Raw genomic sequence first — 18471 nt, 5'->3', positions numbered from 1 at the left:
AGGCCGGTCGCCGGCCGGCTGCAAGGAGGTTCAAGTGTTTAACCGAATCCGTATCTCTACCAGCTTATTCCTGTTGTTGATGACCTTCTGCATTCTGCAGTTGGCCAGCAGCGGCCTGTCGTATTCCGCGTTTCGCTCCGATAACCACAACCTCGACATCATCACCCTCGGCAGCCAGCAGCGCGATTCGCTTAGCCTGAGCTGGGTGTCGCTGTTGCAGGCGCGCAATACGCTGAACCGCGCCGGCACCCGCGCGGCGCTGAAACTGCCGCAGGAGCAGGTGAACGAGCTGATGAGCAACGCCCGCAGTTCGCTGCAGAAGGCCGATCTCTATTTCAATCAGTTTATGGCGGTTGAACGCAGCAGTGAACAGCAGAACCAGCAGACGGCCACCACCAAGGCCAGCTACGAGCGGCTGCGCGGCGCGCTGCGCGAGCTGATCGGCTTCCTGGAAAAGGGCGAGCTGCAGGCGTTTATGGATCAGCCGACGCAGAAAACCCAGGACCTGTTCGAGGCCGACTTCGTGCAGTACCTGCAGTTGGTGAACGGTGACATCAGCGAGGCCAGAGACGCTAATCAGTTCTCCTTCACGCTGGCGGGCCTGATGCTGGCGGGGGCGGTATTGATGCTGATCGTGGTGACCGGCAGCGCCATGTGGTGGTTGCGCACCATGCTGATACAGCCGCTGAACCAAATCCGCAGCCACTTTGAACGCATCGCCGCCGGCGATCTGGCGACGCCGATTCAGGTGTACGGCCGTAATGAAATCAGCCTGCTGTTCGCCAGCCTGCAACGCACGCAGCAGTCGCTGATCGGCACCGTCGGCGCGGTGCGCGACGGGGCAGAGTCGATTCTGATCGGTCTGCAGGAGATCGCCGAAGGCAACAACGATCTCTCTTCCCGCACCGAGCAGCAGGCCGCGTCGCTGGAAGAAACCGCCGCCAGCATGGAACAGCTGACCGCGACGGTGAAACAGAACGCCGACAATGCGCGGCAGGCGTCTCAGCTGGCGCGTGACGCCTCGGCCACCGCGGCCAAGGGCGGCGAACTGGCCGGTGACGTGGTCACCACCATGCACGATATCGCCAACAGTTCGCAGAAAATCGGCGCTATCACCAGCGTGATCGACGGCATCGCCTTCCAGACCAACATCCTGGCGCTGAACGCCGCGGTGGAAGCGGCGCGCGCCGGCGAACAGGGGCGGGGTTTCGCGGTGGTCGCCGGTGAAGTGCGCAACCTGGCGAGCCGCAGCGCGCAGGCGGCGAAAGAGATCAAGGTGCTGATCGACGAATCGGTCAGCCGCGTCAAACACGGCTCGGTGCTGGTGGAAAACTCCGGCGCCACCATGCAGGACATTGTGCGTTCGGTAACTCGCGTGACCGACATCATGGGCGAGATCGCGTCGGCTTCGGATGAACAAAGCCGCGGCATCGAACAGGTGACGCAGGCGGTGACCCAGATGGACCAGGTTACCCAGCAGAACGCCGCGCTGGTGGAAGAATCCGCTTCTGCCGCCACCGCGCTGGAAGAGCAGGCCATTACCCTGGCCGACGCGGTCGCGGTATTCCGTCTGGCGGACGATAACGTCGTCGCGCCAGGTAACAGCAACAACGCAGTTTCACCCGTGGTAAAGGAAGCCCAAGATTGTTAAACCGCATAAACAGCACGTTTTTCTCCGGTGAGGCGGCATGAAACAGGCGCCGTCTACTTCTAACCGGGATACTGCGTCGATGTTGACGCAAATGGTGCAGCGCCTGCCGCTGTCGGACGTGCATTTTCGCCGTATCAGCCAGTTGATTTATCAACGCGCCGGCATCGTGCTGGCGGAGCATAAGCGCGAGATGGTTTACAACCGCCTGGTGCGCCGGTTGCGGCTGCTGGGATTGCACGATTTCGGCGACTATCTGGCGCTGCTGGAAAGCGATCCGAACAGCGCGGAGTGGCAGGCGTTCATCAACGCATTGACCACCAACCTGACGGCATTTTTCCGCGAGGCGCATCACTTCCCGATCCTGGCGGAGCATGCGCGCTCGCGGCCGAACGGCTACAGCGTCTGGAGCACTGCGGCCTCGACCGGCGAAGAGCCGTATTCGATCGCCATCACGCTGAGCGATGCCCTGGGGCAGCGGGCCGGCAGTTGCCAGGTCTGGGCCAGCGACATCGACACGCAGGTGTTGGAAAAAGCGGAAGCGGGCGTTTACCGCCAGGAAGATCTGCGCACCCTGACGCCGACCCAAATGCAGCGCTATTTTTTGCGTGGTACCGGGCCGCATCAGGGGCTGGTGCGCGTGCGGCCGGAACTGGCGGCGCGGGTGAACTTCCAGCCGTTGAACCTGCTGGCGCCGGAATGGGCGCTGCCGGGGCAATTTGACGCCATTTTTTGCCGCAACGTCATGATCTATTTCGATAAGGCGACGCAGGAGCGCATCCTGCGCCGCTTCGTTCCCTTGCTTAAGCCGGGGGGGCTGATGTTCGCCGGCCACTCCGAGAACTTCAGCCAGATCAGCCGGGATTTCTACTTGCGTGGGCAGACCGTGTATGGGCTGACCAAGGAGAGGTAATGAGTAAAATCAGAGTGTTATGCGTAGACGATTCGGCACTGATGCGTCAGCTGATGACGGAAATCGTGAACGGCCACCCCGACATGGAAATGGTGGCGACCGCGCCGGATCCGCTGGTGGCGCGCGATCTGATCAAAAAATTTAATCCTCAGGTGCTGACGCTGGACGTCGAGATGCCGCGCATGGACGGGCTGGATTTCCTCGAGAAGCTGATGCGCCTGCGGCCGATGCCGGTAGTGATGGTTTCTTCGCTGACCGGTAAAGGCTCGGAGATCACGCTGCGTGCGCTGGAGCTGGGCGCGGTGGATTTCGTCACCAAACCGCAGCTCGGCATTCGCGAGGGCATGTTGGCCTACAGCGAACTGATCGCCGAGAAGATCCGCACCGCCGCCAGAGCGCGCCTGCCGCAGCGATCCAGCAGCCCGGCGCCGGCGATCCTCAGCCATGCGCCGCTGCTGAGCAGTGAAAAACTGATCGCCATCGGCGCTTCCACCGGCGGCACCGAAGCGATCCGCCAGGTGCTGCAGCCGCTGCCGGCCACCAGTCCGGCGCTGCTGATCACCCAGCACATGCCGCCGGGTTTCACCCGTTCGTTCGCCGAACGGCTGAACAAGCTGTGCCAGATCACGGTGAAAGAAGCGGAGGACGGCGAGCGCGTGCTGCCGGGCCACGCTTACATCGCCCCGGGGGATCGCCACCTGGAGCTGGCGCGCAGCGGCGCCAACTATCAGGTGAAGCTGCATGACGGCCCGGCGGTCAACCGCCATCGTCCGTCGGTCGACGTGCTGTTCCGCTCGGTAGCGCAATATGCCGGCCGCAATGCGGTGGGGGTGATCCTCACCGGCATGGGGAACGACGGGGCGGCGGGAATGCTGGAGATGCACCGCGCCGGGGCCTATACCCTGGCGCAGAACGAGGCGAGCTGTGTGGTGTTCGGCATGCCGCGCGAGGCGATCGCCGGCGGCGGCGTCAGCGAAGTGGTCGAGTTGGACAGGATGAGCCAGCGCATGCTGGCGCAGATTTCCGGCGGCCAGGCATTGCGCATTTGATTTCAGTCCGCAGGGTTTGCCCGGCGGCGATATGACCTACGGTCGCCGCGCGGCGGCCTGCGGTTTTGCATCATTAAACGGTTAACTATTTCAGGAGTAACAATGGCAGACAAGAACCTCAGATTTCTGGTTGTGGACGACTTCTCCACCATGCGCCGCATCGTCAGAAATTTGCTGAAAGAGCTGGGCTTCAACAACGTCGAAGAAGCTGAAGATGGCGCGGATGCGTTGAACAAGCTGCGTGCCGGCGGTTTCGACTTCGTGGTGTCCGACTGGAACATGCCGAACATGGACGGGCTCGAACTGTTACAGACCATCCGCGCTGATAGCGCGCTGGCCGCGATGCCGGTACTGATGGTGACGGCGGAAGCCAAGAAAGAAAATATCATCGCGGCGGCGCAGGCCGGCGCCAGCGGTTATGTGGTGAAACCTTTTACGGCGGCGACGCTGGAAGAAAAGCTCAACAAGATTTTTGAAAAATTGGGCATGTAAGGAGAGGGCGATGAGAGACATTCCAATGCCTGCCAGCGATGCAGCGACCGCGGGAGAGATCATCTCCCGCATCGGCCAACTGACCCGAATGCTGCGCGACAGCATGCGCGAACTGGGGCTCGATCAGGCGATTGCCCAGGCGGCAGAGGCGATCCCGGATGCGCGCGACCGTCTTGACTATGTCGTAACCATGACGGCGCAGGCGGCGGAACGGGCGTTGAACTGCGTGGAGGCGGCGCAACCGCGCCAGGCGGAGCTGGAATCCGGCGCCAACGCGTTGAAAGGGCGCTGGGACGAGTGGTTCGCCAATCCCATCGAACTGGACGACGCGCGTTCTCTGGTCAACGACACGCGTCAGTATCTGGATCAGGTGCCGGGCCATACGGCCTTCACCAACGCTCAACTGCTGGAAATCATGATGGCGCAGGACTTCCAGGATCTGACCGGTCAGGTGATCAAGCGCATGATGGACGTGGTGCAGGAGATCGAAAAGCAGCTGCTGATGGTGCTGATGGAAAACATGCCGGAGCAGCCGGTGAAGGAAAAACGGCCGAACGACAGCCTGCTGAACGGCCCGCAGCTCGACCAGAACGGCGTCGGCGTGATCGCCAACCAGGCGCAGGTCGACGATCTGCTCGACAGCCTCGGTTTCTGAGGCCTTTCGGGGCGCGCGACGGCGCGCCCCGACAACAAGCCACGCAGTTTTCGTCTCATCCCCTAAATAACCCGCCTTTTTCCCCGTTGTTCCGCCAATGACATCGCCAATTTTTTGGCATGCTGACCGCCATTCTTTACCCTCCCGACACAGGAACGGCGTTTCGTGGCTGAAGACAGCGATCTGGAAAAAAGCGAGGCCCCCACGCCCCACAGGCTGGAGAAGGCGCGTGAAGACGGCCAGATCCCGCGCTCCCGCGAGCTGACCTCGGTGCTGATGTTGCTCTCGGGCCTCGCGATCATCCTGATGTCCGGCAGCAACATGGCGCAACAGCTGGCGGCGATGCTAACGCAAGGGCTGAACTTTGACCACGGCATGGTCAGTAACGACAAGCAGATGCTTCGCCAACTGGGCATGTTGCTGCGTCAGGCGGTGCTGGCGCTGCTGCCGATCATGGCGGGGCTGGTGCTGGTGGCGCTCGCCGCGCCGATGCTGTTGGGGGGCATTCTGTTCAGCGGCAAGTCGATCAAGTTCGATATGAAGCGGCTAAACCCCCTGTCCGGGTTGAAGCGTATCTTTTCCAGCCAGGTGTTGGCCGAGCTGCTGAAAGGGATCCTGAAAGCGACGTTGGTCGGCTGGGTGACCGGCCTCTATCTATGGCACAACTGGGCGGCGATGCTGCATCTGATGACCCAACAGCCGCTCGACGCGTTGGGCAATGCGCTGCAGATGATCCTGTTCTGCGGTTTTCTGGTGGTGCTGGGGCTGACGCCGATGGTGGCGTTCGACGTGTTCTATCAGCTGTGGAGCCACTTCAAAAAGCTGAAGATGACCAAGCAGGATATTCGCGACGAATTCAAAGACCAGGAAGGGGACCCGCACGTCAAGGGGCGCATTCGCCAGCAGCAGCGGGCGATCGCCCGGCGCCGCATGATGGCCGACGTGCCTAAGGCGGACGTGATCGTCACCAACCCGACGCACTACGCCGTCGCGTTGCAGTACAACGACAAGAAAATGAGTGCGCCGAAGGTGCTGGCCAAGGGGGCCGGCGAAATCGCCTTGCGCATTCGTGAGCTCGGTGCGGAGCACCGCATTCCGATGCTGGAGGCGCCGCCGCTGGCGCGCGCGCTGTATCGGCACAGCGAGATTGGACAACACATTCCGGCCACCCTGTATGCCGCGGTCGCCGAAGTGCTGGCCTGGGTATACCAACTGCGCCGCTGGCGGCGCGAGGGCGGCCTGATCCCGAAAAAACCTGAACGTTTACCGGTGCCGGAAGCACTGGATTTTGCGAGAGAGAGTGACTCTGATGGCTAATTTGGCCTCCCTGCTTCGTTTGCCGGGCAATTTTAAAGATACGCAGTGGCAGGTGCTGGCCGGCCCGGTGCTGATCCTGCTGATTTTGTCGATGATGGTGTTGCCGCTGCCGGCGTTTATCCTCGACCTGCTGTTTACCTTCAACATCGCGCTGTCGATCATGGTGCTGCTGGTGGCGATGTTCACCCAGCGTACGCTCGAGTTCGCCGCTTTCCCGACCATCCTGCTGTTCTCCACGTTGCTGCGTTTGTCGCTCAACGTCGCCTCGACGCGCATCATCTTGCTGGAAGGCCACACCGGTTCCGCCGCCGCCGGGCGCGTGGTGGAAGCCTTCGGCCACTTCCTGGTGGGCGGCAACTTCGCCATCGGCATCGTGGTGTTCATCATCCTGGTGCTGATCAACTTTATGGTAATTACCAAAGGTGCAGGGCGTATCGCCGAAGTGGGCGCGCGCTTCGTGCTGGACGGCATGCCGGGTAAACAGATGGCGATCGACGCCGATTTGAACGCCGGATTGATTGGTGAAGACGAAGCGAAGAAACGCCGCGCCGAAGTGACCCAGGAGGCCGATTTTTACGGCTCGATGGACGGCGCCAGTAAATTCGTGCGCGGCGACGCCATCGCCGGCCTGATGATCATGGTGCTGAACGTGGTCGGCGGCCTGTTGGTCGGCGTGGTGCAACACGGCATGGAACTGGGTGCGGCGGCGGAAAGCTATACGCTGCTGACCATCGGTGACGGCCTGGTGGCGCAGATCCCGGCATTGGTGATCTCCACCGCCGCCGGTGTCATCGTCACCCGCGTCGCGACCGATCAGGATGTCGGCGAGCAGATGGTGGGCCAGCTGTTCAACAATCCGCGCGTGATGCTGCTGAGCGCCGGGGTGCTGGGCCTGCTGGGCCTGGTGCCGGGCATGCCGAACCTGGTGTTCCTGCTGTTTACCGCGGCTCTGCTGGGCCTCGCCTGGTGGCTGCGCGGCCGTGAACAGCAGGCGCCGAAAACGGTGGAAGATCCGGTGATGCCGGAGAATCCGCAGGCCGCCGAGGCCAGCTGGGCCGACGTGCAGTTGGAAGATCCGCTGGGGATGGAAGTGGGCTACCGGTTGATTCCGATGGTCGACTTTCAACAGAACGGCGAGCTGCTTGGACGTATCCGCGGGATCCGCAAGAAATTTGCCCAGGACATGGGTTATCTGCCGCCGGTGGTGCACATTCGCGACAACCTGGAACTGCCGCCAGCCAGCTATCGCATCCTGATGAAAGGCGTCGAGATCGGCAGCGGTGAAGCGCAGCCGGGCCGCTGGCTGGCGATCAACCCCGGCAATGCCGTGGGCGAGCTGGCGGGAGACAAAACCGTCGATCCCGCCTTCGGGCTGGAAGCGGTGTGGATAGACAGCGCCTTGCGCGAACAGGCGCAAATCCAGGGCTTTACCGTGGTGGAAGCCAGCACCGTGGTGGCGACGCACCTCAATCACCTGATTGGCCAGTTCGCCAGCGAGCTGTTCGGCCGCCAGGAGACCCAACAGCTGTTGGATCGCGTGTCGCAGGAGATGCCGAAGCTGACCGAAGACTTCGTGCCGGGCGTGGTGTCACTGACGACGCTGCACAAGGTGCTGCAAAATCTGCTCGCCGAGCGCGTGTCCATCCGCGATATGCGCACCATCGTCGAAACGCTGGCGGAACATGCCCCGGCGCAGAGCGATCCTTACGAATTGACCACCGTGGTGCGGGTGGCGCTGGGCCGGGCGATCACGCAGCAGTGGTTCCCGGGTAACGGCGAGATTCAGGTTATCGGCTTGGATACCCAGCTGGAGCGCCTGTTGCTGCAGGCGTTGCAGGGCGGTGGCGGTCTGGAGCCGGGGCTGGCTGACCGTCTGCTGGAGCAGGCGCGTCAGGCGCTGCAACGGCAAGAGATGCTCAGCGCGCCGCCGGTGCTGTTGGTTAACCATGCGCTGCGTCCTTTACTGGCGCGCTTCCTGCGTCGCAGCCTGCCGCAGCTCGTTGTGCTGTCCAACCTGGAGATCAACGACGATCGCCAGATTCGCATGACCTCGACCATTGGAGCCGCCTGATGAAACGCTGTCTGTCCTTGTTGTGTTTGCTGGCGCCGCTAGCCGCCGGCGCGGTGTCCGGCTCCTGGGTGGCTGAAGGGGCGGGGGTCACGCTGGAACAGGGCGGGATGCGCGATGAATCCGCCGGTTTGCGGCCGCCGAACGCGCTGCCGGATGCCAATGCGCGCATCACCAGCGTCAGCTGGCGCTACCGTTTGCTGGGGCCGGAGCCCGTGGGGCTGCAGGCCCAGCTTTGCACGGTAAACCGCTGCATTCCGCTCGGCGGCGGCAGCGGCAGCAGCATCGGTCTGCAGGGCGAGCCGGCCAATGCGGAATTGCGTTTTGTCTATTACGTGCAGTCGCAAGGCGGGCTGAATCCGCCGCTGCGAGTGATTGGCAATCAGGTGATCGTCAATTATCAGTAAGATCAGGCCAGAATTTGCAGGCCGTTGCGTTCCACCAGCGTCAGCAGTTTCATCGCGGCGGAGTTCGGTTGCGCTTCGCCGCGCTCCCATTTCTGCACCGCCTTTTTGCTGACGTTGAGATACAGCGCAAACACCGGCTGACTGACGTTTTCCCGTTCGCGCAACGCGCGGATCTCGGCCGGCCCGAACTGCTTCACCGGCCGCAGGCACAGCATGTCGAAAGTGCGCATGGTCACGTCGTCGACGAAACCGGCGCGGTGCAGGCCCTGAACTTCCTGGTGGATCTCGGCAAGAATTTTACTCATCGCTTAGCCTCCGTAACTCCCTGTTGTTGACCAGCTGGTAGAGTCTGAATGGCGAATAATCCAGATACAGCGCAGCCAGATGTTTCAATCCCTGTAACTCATCCGCACTGATGTTTTCTCTCTCGCTTTTGGCAAAGCCGCGCATAAAAAACAGGCGGTCTTCATCGCGAAAAACGATCAGTACCCGATAGCCGCCACGTTTGCCCGCACCAGCCCGAGCGATGCGCTTTTTGTATACGCAACCGCCAAGATTGGCGTCGTACAGCTGATGTTGCATCTCTCGCGCCGCTTTCACTATCCTGGCGTCGCTAATGCGCTCGCGTGCGGCAAAACCCTGAAAGGTTTTGGTGAGATAAATGTCGGCCATTCGCTCTCCCTGCGAATCTATACCCGTTAAGGGTATATTTCAAGTGGTTTAAAAATAACCACAGGGTGACAAGCGGCCAAAGGGAAAGAAACAGCCAAATTCACGCCATGCGCAGCCTGGCGCAAAGCCTTAAGTGAATTCAAAGAGTGATAGGGAGAAAATGCGACGGGATGCGCAGAAGCCGGTTAACGCATGCCCGGTGATAGGCTCACCGGGCGAAATGAGTCAGGTCAGACGCCGATTTTTCTGCCGAGCAGGCTGCCGGCGTGCGACTGGCCGTCCGGGCCATACAGCGATTTGTTGTTTTTGCTGAGGATGGCCAGCGCCTGAGCGTTATGGTCGATCTGCTGATTGAGCAGCAGGCCGTTGTGCTGGTTCTTTTCGCGCAGCGTTTGGCTCAGCAATTGAACGCGCTGCCAACGGTCGGCCAGGGGGGCGTGGCTGGCATAGGGCGCGCGTTGCCCGCAGGTTTTTTCCTGCCCCAGGCGCTGTTGCTCGAGGTAGGCGACCGTCGCCAGCAGTTGGCTTTTGGCATCGGTTACGCGCTGCAAGGCCACGCCCGGCAGCTGGCCGGAGCATAACAGATCGTGCTCTTCTTCCAGCACGCCATTGAGCGCCTGCAGCGTTTCCAACAGTTTGTCCAGCAGTTGTGCCAGCTTTTCCATAGTGATGACTTATCCTTTACCGCTACCCGCCGCCGCGTTGTCAGTCGCGTCCGGCGATCCATTGAACATCGTTCTGCGCGTCTTGCAGCAGTGCGTCGGCGATTTTGCCGGCGTCCATCTTCAGTTCACCGTTGCGGATCGCCTGCTTGATGGCCTCGACCCGGCCCATATCGATATCCTGGGTGCCCGGCTGCATCAGGCGCGCCTGCGCCTCGCTCAGTTTGACCTGCGTGCCGCTGACGGCGGTTTCGGCCACGGCGGCCTTACGCGGCTGGAGCGGGTTGTCGGCCGGGGTTTCACGCGGTTGCACAGTGGAAACCGGCTGTAACCGCTGGGTGCGATCGATACTCATGGTCCATCTCCGTTTACGCCGTGACCGCACTCGGGCGACGACGCTGCAATGAAAGTGTTGCGGCCCTGATGGCCAATAAAATGCTGCTTGATTTGTCTTATCGGCAAGGTTTGCGGAACCTTTACTTTTTTATAACGTAATGCGAATCGCGCCGTCGTCCCCGACCACGCCGCTGACGATTTGCCCGGACGCCATGCGCACGCGCACGCTGTCTTCGGCGGCGGCGTTGTTCATCGCTTTGCCCGCGCCGCTAATGCTGAATCCTTCGCCCTGTGCATTGACCTGCACCGGTTGCCCGGCCTTGATAATCCAGGCCCGGCGCAGCATGGCGAGGGTCAGCGGCTGGCCGGGGCTGATATTGCGCAGGCTGACGGCGCCTAATGCTTTGCCCGCTTCGGTCAGCGCGCGCGGCGGCAGGGTATCGAGCCGACCTTCTTTCAACGTCAGGTCCGCCGCCGTCAACCGGCTGCCGGCGGTGATGCCGCGCGCCGAAACGAGATAGCGGCCGAACACCTGCACCTGCGTCTGGATAAAACGCCGCTCCTGGCCACAGCGCGCCGAAATGCTGACGTTGCCGCCGATCCGCGCGTTGGGCGGCAGCGACAGCTGCGGCAGTTCGCAAGCGGGCCATTGGTTCGGCGGCGTGCGCACCCGCACTTTTACCTGCACCGGTTCGCCGCTGAACTTGCCTTGGATGAAGCTTTCGATTTGCGTCGCCAGATCGTCGGCGCGCGCGTTCAGACTGCACAGCAGGCCGATAAGCAGCAGCATTTTACCTTTCATCGTCATCTTCTCAAGATCTTCTCAAGCTTCATCGGGATACGCGTAAGTGTACCCGCAGCGCGCGCAGGCTAAGCAGATAAATAGCGCCCCATTTTGCGTTTATTCCCGCGATAGGGTAGCGCGGGGGGCGTTTATGCTGTCGACTCCAAATTCTAACCTCGCGGAGGGAGCATGCTCGACAAACTGGACGCGGCTCTGCGCTTTGGCCAAGAGGCGCTGAACTTGCGCGCCCAGCGGCAGGAAATTCTGGCCGCCAACATCGCCAACGCAGACACACCGGGTTATCAGGCGCGGGATATCGATTTCGCCAGCCAATTGAACAAAGTGATGGAGCAGGGGCGCGTCAGCGGCAACGGCATGGCGCTCAACCTGACGGCGGCGCGCCATATCCCGGCGCAGACCCTGCAGCCGCCGCAGCTCGATCTGCTGTTCCGGGTGCCGGATCAGCCGTCGATGGACGGCAACACGGTGGACATGGATCGCGAACGCACCAACTTTGCCGATAACAGCCTGAAATATCAGACCGACCTGACGCTACTCAACGGTCAGATCAAAGGGATGATGTCCGTACTGCAACAAGGATAAGGCGCATGTCTTTACTGAATATTTTTGATATCTCCGGCTCGGCGTTATCGGCGCAATCCCAGCGCATGAACGTCAGCGCCAGCAACATGGCCAACGCCGACAGCGTGACCGGCCCGGACGGCGAACCTTACCGCGCCAAGCAGGTGGTGTTCCAGGTCGCGGCGGCGCCGGGACAGCCGACCGGCGGCGTGCGCGTCGCCCAGGTGGTGGACGATCCGGCGCCCGAGCGCCTGGTGTATCAGCCGGGCAACCCGCTGGCGGACGCCAAGGGGTATGTGCGCATGCCGAACGTCGACGTAGTGGGGGAAATGGTCAACACCATCTCCGCTTCCCGCAGCTATCAGGCCAACGTCGAGGTGCTCAACACCACCAAGTCGATGATGATGAAAACCCTGACGCTGGGTCAGTAACCGGAGGTTCCCATGGCTATCGCCGCAACCACGAACGAGTCGTTGGACAATACCGTCATCGGTAACAACAGCAAAAATACCAACAGCCAGGATCTGCACAACAGCTTCCTGACGCTGCTGGTGGCGCAGTTGAAAAACCAGGACCCGACCAATCCGATGCAGAACAACGAACTGACCTCGCAGCTGGCGCAGATCAACACCGTTCAGGGCATCGAAAAACTCAACACTACGCTGGGGTCGATCTCCGGCCAGATCAACAGCAATCAGTCGCTGCAGGCCACCGCGCTGATCGGCCACGGCGTGATGGTGCCGGGCAGCAACATTCTGGTCGGCAGCAAGGACGGCAAAGTCAGCACCACGCCGTTCGGCGTGGAACTGGAGCGCGCCGCCGATCAGGTAACCGCCACCATCACCAACGCCAGCGGGCAGGTGGTGCGCACCATCGAAATCGGCGGTCTGACCGCCGGCGTACATGCCTTCACCTGGGACGGTTCGCTGGATGACGGCTCCACCGCGCCCGACGGCGCCTACAAAGTGGCGATTAACGCCAAAGGCAACGGCGAGCAGTTAGTGGCGCGCAGCCTGCACTTCGGCCTGGTGAACGGCGTGATCCGCGACGGCAACGGCGCCAAGCTGGATCTCGGCCTGGCGGGCAACGCCACCCTGGAAGACGTGCGACAGATCTTATAACCCTAAGCATCAGGCTCAATCGGACGATAGCCTGACCACTATTCGGAGAATAACATGGCTTTTTCTCAGGCAGTCAGCGGCTTGAACGCGGCAGCAACCAACCTGGACGTGATCGGTAACAACATCGCCAACTCCGCGACGGCGGGCTTCAAATCCGGCAGCGTCTCCTTTGCCGACATGTTCGCCGGTTCGCAGGTCGGTCTGGGCGTCAAAGTGTCCGGCATCACCCAGAACTTCAAGGGCGGCACCACCACCGGCACCAGCCGTTCATTGGATGTGGCCATCAACGGCAACGGCTTTTTCCGCATGCAGGATAAAGACGGCGGCATCTTCTATACCCGCAACGGCCAGTTCAAGCTGGACGAGAACCGCAATCTGACCAACATGCAGGGTCTGCAGCTGACCGGCTACCCGGCGGCCGGCTCCCCGCCGACCATTCAGCAGGGCGCCAACCCGGTGCCGCTGAGCATTCCTGAAGGCATGATGAACGCGAAAGCGTCCACTTCCGGCCAGATGGTCGCCAACCTGATGTCGACCCATAAGGTGCCGGAAAACAAGACCTTCGATCCGACCAAACAGGACAGCTACAACTATACCAATACCATCACCGCCTACGACTCACTGGGTAACGCGCACAACATCAACGCTTACTTCGTGAAGACCGAAGACAATAAATGGCAGGTCTACACCCAGGACGGCAGCGCAGCGCCAGTGAACGCCGGCACCATGGAGTTCAGCACCAGCGGTACCCTGGTGAAAACCACCAGCACCAACGGCGCGCCGGGCGAGTTCAGCATGGTGATCCCGATGACCGCCAAAGACGGCGCGCCGGCGCAAAACTTCACCCTGAGCTTCGCCGGCAGCATGCAGCAGAACGTGAGCAGCGACTCGGTGAGCAAGGTATCGCAGGACGGTTATGCCGCCGGTGAATACACGGGCTATCAGATCAACAACGACGGCACCATCGTGGGCGTCTATTCCAACCAGCAGACCCAGCTGTTGGGCCAGATCGTCATGGCTAACTTCTCCAACCCGGAAGGGCTGGCGTCGCAGGGTGATAACGTTTGGCAGGAAACCGGCGCGTCCGGTCAGCCGCGCGTCGGTCTTGCGGGCGGCGGCGGTTTAGGCAAGCTGACCAGCGGCGCGCTGGAGTCTTCCAACGTCGATCTGAGCCAGGAGCTGGTGAACATGATCGTCGCACAGCGTAACTATCAGTCCAACGCCCAGACCATCAAGACGCAGGACTCCATTCTGCAGACGTTGGTTAGCCTGCGCTAATAGGGTCGAGTTATGGATCACGCGATTTATACCGCGATGGGTGCGGCTCGCCAAACGCTGGAGCAGCAGTCCATTACCGCCAACAACCTGGCCAACGCGTCGACGCCGGGCTTTCGCGCCCAGCTCGCCGCACTGCGCGCGGTGCCGGTTGACGGGCCTAGCCTGGCGACGCGCACATTGGTGGCCGCGTCGACGCCGGGTGCCGACATGAGCCAGGGGGCGCTGAACTATACGGCGCGCCCGCTGGATGTGGCGCTGCAGCAGGACGGTTTCCTGGCGGTGAGCCTGCCGGGCGGCGGTGAAGCCTATACCCGCAACGGCAACATCCAGATCTCCTCCACCGGGCAGTTGACGGTGCAGGGGCTGCCGGTGATGGGCGACGGGGGGCCGATCGAGGTGCCACCGTCGGCGGAGATCACCATCGCCGCCGACGGTACCATTTCGGCGCTGAACGCCGGCGATCCGCCGAACACCATCGCGCAGATCGGCCGCCTGAAGCTGGTGAAAGCCGACGCGCGCGAAGTGATGCGCGGTGACGACGGGCTGTTCCGCCTGACGCCGGAAACCCAACAGCTGCGCGGCAATCAGTTGCAAAACGATCCGCAGGTGCGGGTGATGCCCGGGGTGCTGGAAGGCAGCAACGTCAAGCCGATGGAGACCATGGTCGACATGATCGCCAACGCCCGCCGTTTTGAAATGCAAATGAAGGTCATCCACAGCGTGGATGAAAACGAACAGCGTGCCAACTCACTGCTCTCAGTGAGCTAAGCAGCAAGGAAATAACCGATGATTCCATCCTTATGGATTGCCAAAACCGGTCTGGACGCGCAGCAGACCAACATGGACGTGATCGCCAACAACCTGGCGAACGTCAGCACCAACGGCTTCAAACGCCAGCGTGCGGTATTTGAAGATCTGCTGTACCAGACCATGCGTCAGCCGGGGGCGCAGTCCTCCGAGCAGACCACGCTGCCTTCCGGTCTGCAGATCGGCACCGGCGTGCGTCCGGTGGCGACCGAGCGGCTGCACAGCCAGGGCAACCTGTCGCAGACCAACAACAGCAAAGACGTCGCCATCAAGGGGCAGGGGTTCTTCCAGGTGATGTTGCCGGACGGCACCCAGGCCTACACGCGCGACGGCTCGTTCCAGATCGATCAGAACGGCCAGCTGGTCACCTCCAGCGGTTTCCAGGTGCAGCCGGCGATCACCATTCCGGCTAACGCGCTGTCCATCACCGTCGGCCGCGACGGCATCGTCAGCGTCACCCAGCAGGGGCAAACCGCCGCCCAGCAGGTGGGTCAACTGACGCTGACGACCTTTGTCAACGACAGCGGTCTGGAGAGCGTGGGCGAGAACCTGTATCAGGAAACCGAAAGCTCGGGCGCGCCGAACGAAAGCACGCCGGGGCTGAACGGCGCCGGTCTGCTGTATCAGGGCTACGTGGAGACCTCCAACGTTAACGTGGCGGAAGAGCTGGTCAACATGATCCAGACTCAGCGCGCTTACGAGATCAACAGCAAAGCGGTATCGACTTCCGATCAGATGCTGCAAAAGCTGACGCAACTGTAATCTGTCATTGACGGGCCCGGCTTGCCGCGCCCGTCATTCTCTTTCGTGAAACAAAGGCGATACCCGTGGTAACCACATATTCGATGGCAATCCTGCCGCGGCAGGGACAACGCTGGCTGGCGGGAATGGTGATGCTGACGCTGAGCGGCTGCGCTTATATTCCGCATAAACCGCTGGTGGACGGTGCGACCACGGCGCAGCCCGCGCCGGCCAGCGCGCCGATGCCGAACGGCTCGATCTTCCAGACGGTGCAGCCGATGAACTACGGCTATCAGCCGCTGTTCGAAGACCGCCGGCCGCGCAACGTCGGCGACACCCTGACCATCGTGCTGCAGGAAAACGTCAGCGCCAGCAAGAGCTCCTCCGCCAATGCCAGCCGCAACGGCGCCAGCAAGTTCGGCGTCGCCACCTCGCCGCGTTACCTTGACGGCCTGTTGGGCAATGCGCGCGCCGATATGGACATTTCCGGCGACAGCACCTTCGGCGGCAAGGGCGGCGCCAACGCCAACAACACCTTCAACGGCACCATTACGGTGACGGTCAACCAGGTGCTGGCCAACGGCAACCTGCACGTGGTGGGGGAAAAGCAGATCGCCATCAACCAGGGCACCGAATTCATTCGTTTCTCCGGCGTCGTCAACCCGCGCACCATCAGCGGCAACAACTCGGTCACCTCGACGCAGGTGGCGGACGCGCGGATCGAATACGTCGGCAATGGCTATATCAACGAAGCGCAGACCATGGGCTGGCTGCAGCGCTTCTTCTTAAATGTTTCACCGTTCTAAGGATTGACTGATGCTGAAAAAATGGTTTATCGCGCTGTGCGTCGGGCTGGTGTGCTTGCCGGCGGCGGCGGAGCGCATCCGCGATCTGGTGACGGTGCAGGGCGTGCGAGACAACGCCCTGATCGGCTACGGCCTGGTGGTGGGACTGGACGGCTCCGGCGACCAGACCATGCAGACGCCGTTCACCACCCAAAGCCTGAGCAATATGCTGTCGCAGCTGGGCATCACCGTGCCGCCGGGCACCAACATGCAGCTGAAAAACGTGGCGGCGGTGATGGTGACCGCCAAACTGCCGCCGTTCTCGCGCGCCGGGCAGAACATCGACGTGGTGGTCTCATCAATGGGCAACGCCAAGAGCCTGCGCGGCGGCACCTTGCTGATGACGCCGCTGAAAGGCGTGGATAACCAGGTCTATGCGCTGGCGCAGGGCAACGTGCTGGTCGGCGGCGCGGGCGCGGCGGCCGGCGGCAGCAGCGTGCAGGTCAACCAGCTGGCGGGCGGGCGCATCAGCAACGGCGCCACCATCGAGCGCGAACTGCCGACCACCTTCGGCAGCGGCGGCGTACTCAACCTGCAGCTGAACGACGAAGACTTCACGCTGGCGCAGCAGATCAGCGACGCCATCAACCGCCAACGCGGCGGCGGCACCGCGACGCCGCTCGACGCCCGTACGATCCAGGTGCTGGTGCCGCAGGGCAACAGCTCTCAGGTGCGCTTCCTGGCGGAGATTCAAAACATCACCGTCAACGTCGGCGCGATGGACGCCAAAGTGATCATCAACTCGCGCACCGGGTCGGTGGTGATGAACCGCGATGTGATCCTCGATTCCTGCGCCGTCGCCCAGGGCAACCTGTCGGTGGTGGTCGATCGGCAAAATACCGTCAGCCAACCGACGACGCCGTTCGGCGGCGGCCAAACGGTGGTGACGCCAAACACCCAGATTTCGGTGCAACAGCAGGGCGGGTCGCTGCAGAAGGTGAACGCCAGCGCCAACCTGAACAACGTCATTCGCGCGCTGAACGCGCTGGGCGCCACGCCGATCGATCTGATGTCGATCCTGCAGGCGATGCAGAGCGCCGGCTGCCTGCGCGCCAAGCTGGAAATCATCTGATGGCGGGCGATCTGATGGCGATGTCGGGCGCGGCCTATGACGCCCAGGCGCTGAACGGCCTGAAGCGCGACGCGGCGGCCGACCCGCAGGGCAACCTCAAGCAGGTGGCCCAGCAGGTGGAAGGCATGTTCGTGCAGATGATGCTGAAAAGCATGCGTTCCGCTTTGCCGCAGGACGGGGTGTTGAGCAGCGATCAAACGCGGCTCTATACCTCGATGTACGATCAGCAAATCGCCCAGCAGATGTCGCAAAAAGGGCTGGGGCTGGCCGACATGATGGTCAAGCAGATGAGCAACGCCAACGCGGTGCCGAGCGAAACCGCGGGCATGTCGCCGATGGCGCTGGACAACGAGGTGCTGCAAACGCTGCCGAACCAGGCGCTGGAGCAGATGGTGCGCCGGGCGATGCCGAAAGCCCCGCCGGCCGCCGCGCCGCTGTCGCTCAACAACGGCAACTTCGTCGCTCGTCTGTCGATACCGGCGAAGGTCGCCAGCCAGCAGAGCGGCATTCCGCATCAGCTGATCGTCGCGCAGGCGGCGCTGGAATCCGGCTGGGGGCAGCGCGAGATCCCAACCTCAGACGGCACGCCGAGCTACAACCTGTTCGGCATCAAGGCCGGCGGCAGCTGGAGCGGGCCGGTGACGGAGATCACCACCACCGAGTTCGAACAGGGCGCGGCGAAGAAGGTGAAGGCGAAGTTCCGCGTTTACGGGTCGTACGTCGAAGCGATCGCCGATTACGTCAAACTGCTGACCAACAACCCGCGCTACGCCGACGTGGCCGCCGCGCGCAGCCCGGAGCAGGCGGCGCATGCGCTGCAGCGCGCCGGGTACGCCACCGATCCGCAGTACGCCAGCAAGTTGGTCAGCGTGATTCAGCAGATGAAGAGCGCGGGGGAACAGGCGGTGAAAGCTTACACCCACGATCTGAAAGATTTGTTCTAAATCCCCGTCATTCTTGACGCCGCTGCGGCGCCAATTATTTAGGGGGTAGGCGGCAATGGAGGCTCGCTGGATGCTGAC

Annotated in this window: 22 protein-coding genes; 17 read left to right on the top strand and 5 right to left on the bottom strand. The window is 62.1% G+C overall.

The window, feature by feature from the left end; all coding sequences use genetic code 11:
- Positions 1–34: 34 nt before the first annotated feature.
- The 8 genes from ACSBQV_RS06345 to ACSBQV_RS06310 all read left to right on the top strand — a co-directional run bounded on the left by ACSBQV_RS06345 (position 35) and on the right by ACSBQV_RS06310 (position 8549).
- Positions 35–1651: a methyl-accepting chemotaxis protein gene (locus ACSBQV_RS06345; protein WP_099786018.1), complete on the top strand. Its 1617-nt coding sequence runs from the start codon at positions 35–37 to the stop codon at positions 1649–1651.
- A 37-nt stretch (positions 1652–1688) separates the two neighbouring features.
- On the top strand, positions 1689–2561 hold the full coding sequence (gene cheR / locus ACSBQV_RS06340) for a protein-glutamate O-methyltransferase CheR (protein ID WP_025159837.1): 873 nt from the start codon (positions 1689–1691) through the stop codon (positions 2559–2561).
- Positions 2561–3610, top strand: coding sequence for a protein-glutamate methylesterase/protein-glutamine glutaminase (locus ACSBQV_RS06335; RefSeq protein ID WP_033643532.1), 1050 nt, complete (start codon positions 2561–2563; stop codon positions 3608–3610). The genes cheR and ACSBQV_RS06335 overlap by 1 nt, the downstream gene beginning before the upstream one ends.
- A 102-nt stretch (positions 3611–3712) precedes the next feature.
- Complete coding sequence (gene cheY / locus ACSBQV_RS06330; protein ID WP_004934862.1) at positions 3713–4102, top strand: chemotaxis response regulator CheY; 390 nt, start codon at positions 3713–3715, stop codon at positions 4100–4102.
- A 10-nt stretch (positions 4103–4112) separates the two neighbouring features.
- Positions 4113–4757 (top strand): protein phosphatase CheZ, encoded by a 645-nt coding sequence (cheZ, locus tag ACSBQV_RS06325; RefSeq protein WP_004934858.1) that lies wholly within the window; start codon positions 4113–4115, stop codon positions 4755–4757.
- 165 nt (positions 4758–4922) lie between these two features.
- Complete coding sequence (gene flhB, locus ACSBQV_RS06320) at positions 4923–6074, top strand: flagellar biosynthesis protein FlhB (protein ID WP_033640021.1); 1152 nt, start codon at positions 4923–4925, stop codon at positions 6072–6074.
- The gene (gene flhA / locus ACSBQV_RS06315; RefSeq protein WP_033643531.1) at positions 6067–8145 is read left to right on the top strand and encodes a flagellar biosynthesis protein FlhA; all 2079 of its coding nucleotides are present in this window, start codon (positions 6067–6069) and stop codon (positions 8143–8145) included. The genes flhB and flhA overlap by 8 nt, the downstream gene beginning before the upstream one ends.
- Positions 8145–8549, top strand: coding sequence for a flagellar protein FlhE (locus tag ACSBQV_RS06310; RefSeq protein WP_033643530.1), 405 nt, complete (start codon positions 8145–8147; stop codon positions 8547–8549). The genes flhA and ACSBQV_RS06310 overlap by 1 nt, the downstream gene beginning before the upstream one ends.
- 2 nt (positions 8550–8551) lie before the next feature.
- Here the strand turns inward: ACSBQV_RS06310 and ACSBQV_RS06305 are convergent, their stop codons facing one another.
- The 5 genes from ACSBQV_RS06305 to flgA form a co-directional block, all read right to left on the bottom strand.
- Entirely contained in the window at positions 8552–8854 is a 303-nt protein-coding gene (locus ACSBQV_RS06305; RefSeq protein WP_015378258.1) for a helix-turn-helix domain-containing protein, read from the bottom strand.
- A complete protein-coding gene (locus ACSBQV_RS06300; protein WP_099786014.1) occupies positions 8847–9221 on the bottom strand; it encodes a type II toxin-antitoxin system RelE/ParE family toxin in 375 nt (124 codons plus the stop codon). Before ACSBQV_RS06300 ends, ACSBQV_RS06305 begins: the two co-directional genes overlap by 8 nt.
- Before the next feature lie 230 nt (positions 9222–9451).
- Complete coding sequence (locus ACSBQV_RS06295) at positions 9452–9886, bottom strand: flagella synthesis protein FlgN (protein ID WP_033650863.1); 435 nt, start codon at positions 9884–9886, stop codon at positions 9452–9454.
- Between the two features lie 40 nt (positions 9887–9926).
- Entirely contained in the window at positions 9927–10238 is a 312-nt protein-coding gene (gene flgM, locus ACSBQV_RS06290; protein ID WP_099786012.1) for a flagellar biosynthesis anti-sigma factor FlgM, read from the bottom strand.
- A 129-nt stretch (positions 10239–10367) separates the two neighbouring features.
- The gene (gene flgA / locus ACSBQV_RS06285; protein ID WP_033650864.1) at positions 10368–11021 is read right to left on the bottom strand and encodes a flagellar basal body P-ring formation chaperone FlgA; all 654 of its coding nucleotides are present in this window, start codon (positions 11019–11021) and stop codon (positions 10368–10370) included.
- 171 nt (positions 11022–11192) lie between these two features.
- On the opposite strand from flgA, the gene flgB reads away from it, so the two are divergent.
- The 9 genes from flgB (at position 11193) to flgJ (ending at position 18393) form a co-directional block, all read left to right on the top strand.
- On the top strand, positions 11193–11606 hold the full coding sequence (gene flgB, locus ACSBQV_RS06280) for a flagellar basal body rod protein FlgB (RefSeq protein ID WP_033643526.1): 414 nt from the start codon (positions 11193–11195) through the stop codon (positions 11604–11606).
- Between the two features lie 5 nt (positions 11607–11611).
- Positions 11612–12016, top strand: a complete 405-nt coding sequence (gene flgC / locus ACSBQV_RS06275) for a flagellar basal body rod protein FlgC (RefSeq protein ID WP_004934826.1) — start codon at positions 11612–11614, stop codon at positions 12014–12016.
- Positions 12017–12028: 12 nt separating this feature from the next.
- Positions 12029–12706, top strand: a complete 678-nt coding sequence (gene flgD / locus ACSBQV_RS06270; protein WP_046896594.1) for a flagellar hook assembly protein FlgD — start codon at positions 12029–12031, stop codon at positions 12704–12706.
- 54 nt (positions 12707–12760) lie between these two features.
- Positions 12761–13984 carry a flagellar hook protein FlgE gene (gene flgE, locus ACSBQV_RS06265; protein ID WP_033643522.1) on the top strand — a complete coding sequence of 408 codons (1224 nt, stop codon included), beginning with the start codon at positions 12761–12763 and terminating at the stop codon, positions 13982–13984.
- A gap of 12 nt (positions 13985–13996) precedes the next feature.
- Positions 13997–14752, top strand: a complete 756-nt coding sequence (locus ACSBQV_RS06260) for a flagellar basal body rod protein FlgF (RefSeq protein ID WP_033643521.1) — start codon at positions 13997–13999, stop codon at positions 14750–14752.
- 18 nt (positions 14753–14770) lie between these two features.
- Entirely contained in the window at positions 14771–15553 is a 783-nt protein-coding gene (gene flgG / locus ACSBQV_RS06255) for a flagellar basal-body rod protein FlgG (RefSeq protein ID WP_004934819.1), read from the top strand.
- 83 nt (positions 15554–15636) lie between these two features.
- Positions 15637–16338 carry a flagellar basal body L-ring protein FlgH gene (gene flgH, locus ACSBQV_RS06250; protein WP_004934817.1) on the top strand — a complete coding sequence of 234 codons (702 nt, stop codon included), beginning with the start codon at positions 15637–15639 and terminating at the stop codon, positions 16336–16338.
- Positions 16339–16348: 10 nt separating this feature from the next.
- Positions 16349–17449 carry a flagellar basal body P-ring protein FlgI gene (locus ACSBQV_RS06245; RefSeq protein WP_004934816.1) on the top strand — a complete coding sequence of 367 codons (1101 nt, stop codon included), beginning with the start codon at positions 16349–16351 and terminating at the stop codon, positions 17447–17449.
- Positions 17449–18393, top strand: a complete 945-nt coding sequence (gene flgJ / locus ACSBQV_RS06240) for a flagellar assembly peptidoglycan hydrolase FlgJ (RefSeq protein WP_033643520.1) — start codon at positions 17449–17451, stop codon at positions 18391–18393. Before ACSBQV_RS06245 ends, flgJ begins: the two co-directional genes overlap by 1 nt.
- The last annotated feature ends 78 nt before the right edge of the window (positions 18394–18471 follow it).

The sequence above is a fragment of the Serratia sp. B501 genome, from assembly GCF_051172315.1.
GTDB classification, from domain to species: domain Bacteria; phylum Pseudomonadota; class Gammaproteobacteria; order Enterobacterales; family Enterobacteriaceae; genus Serratia; species Serratia ureilytica.
Note: the sequence above shows the minus strand (reverse complement) of the source record. Positions and strands in the feature narration are given on the sequence as shown.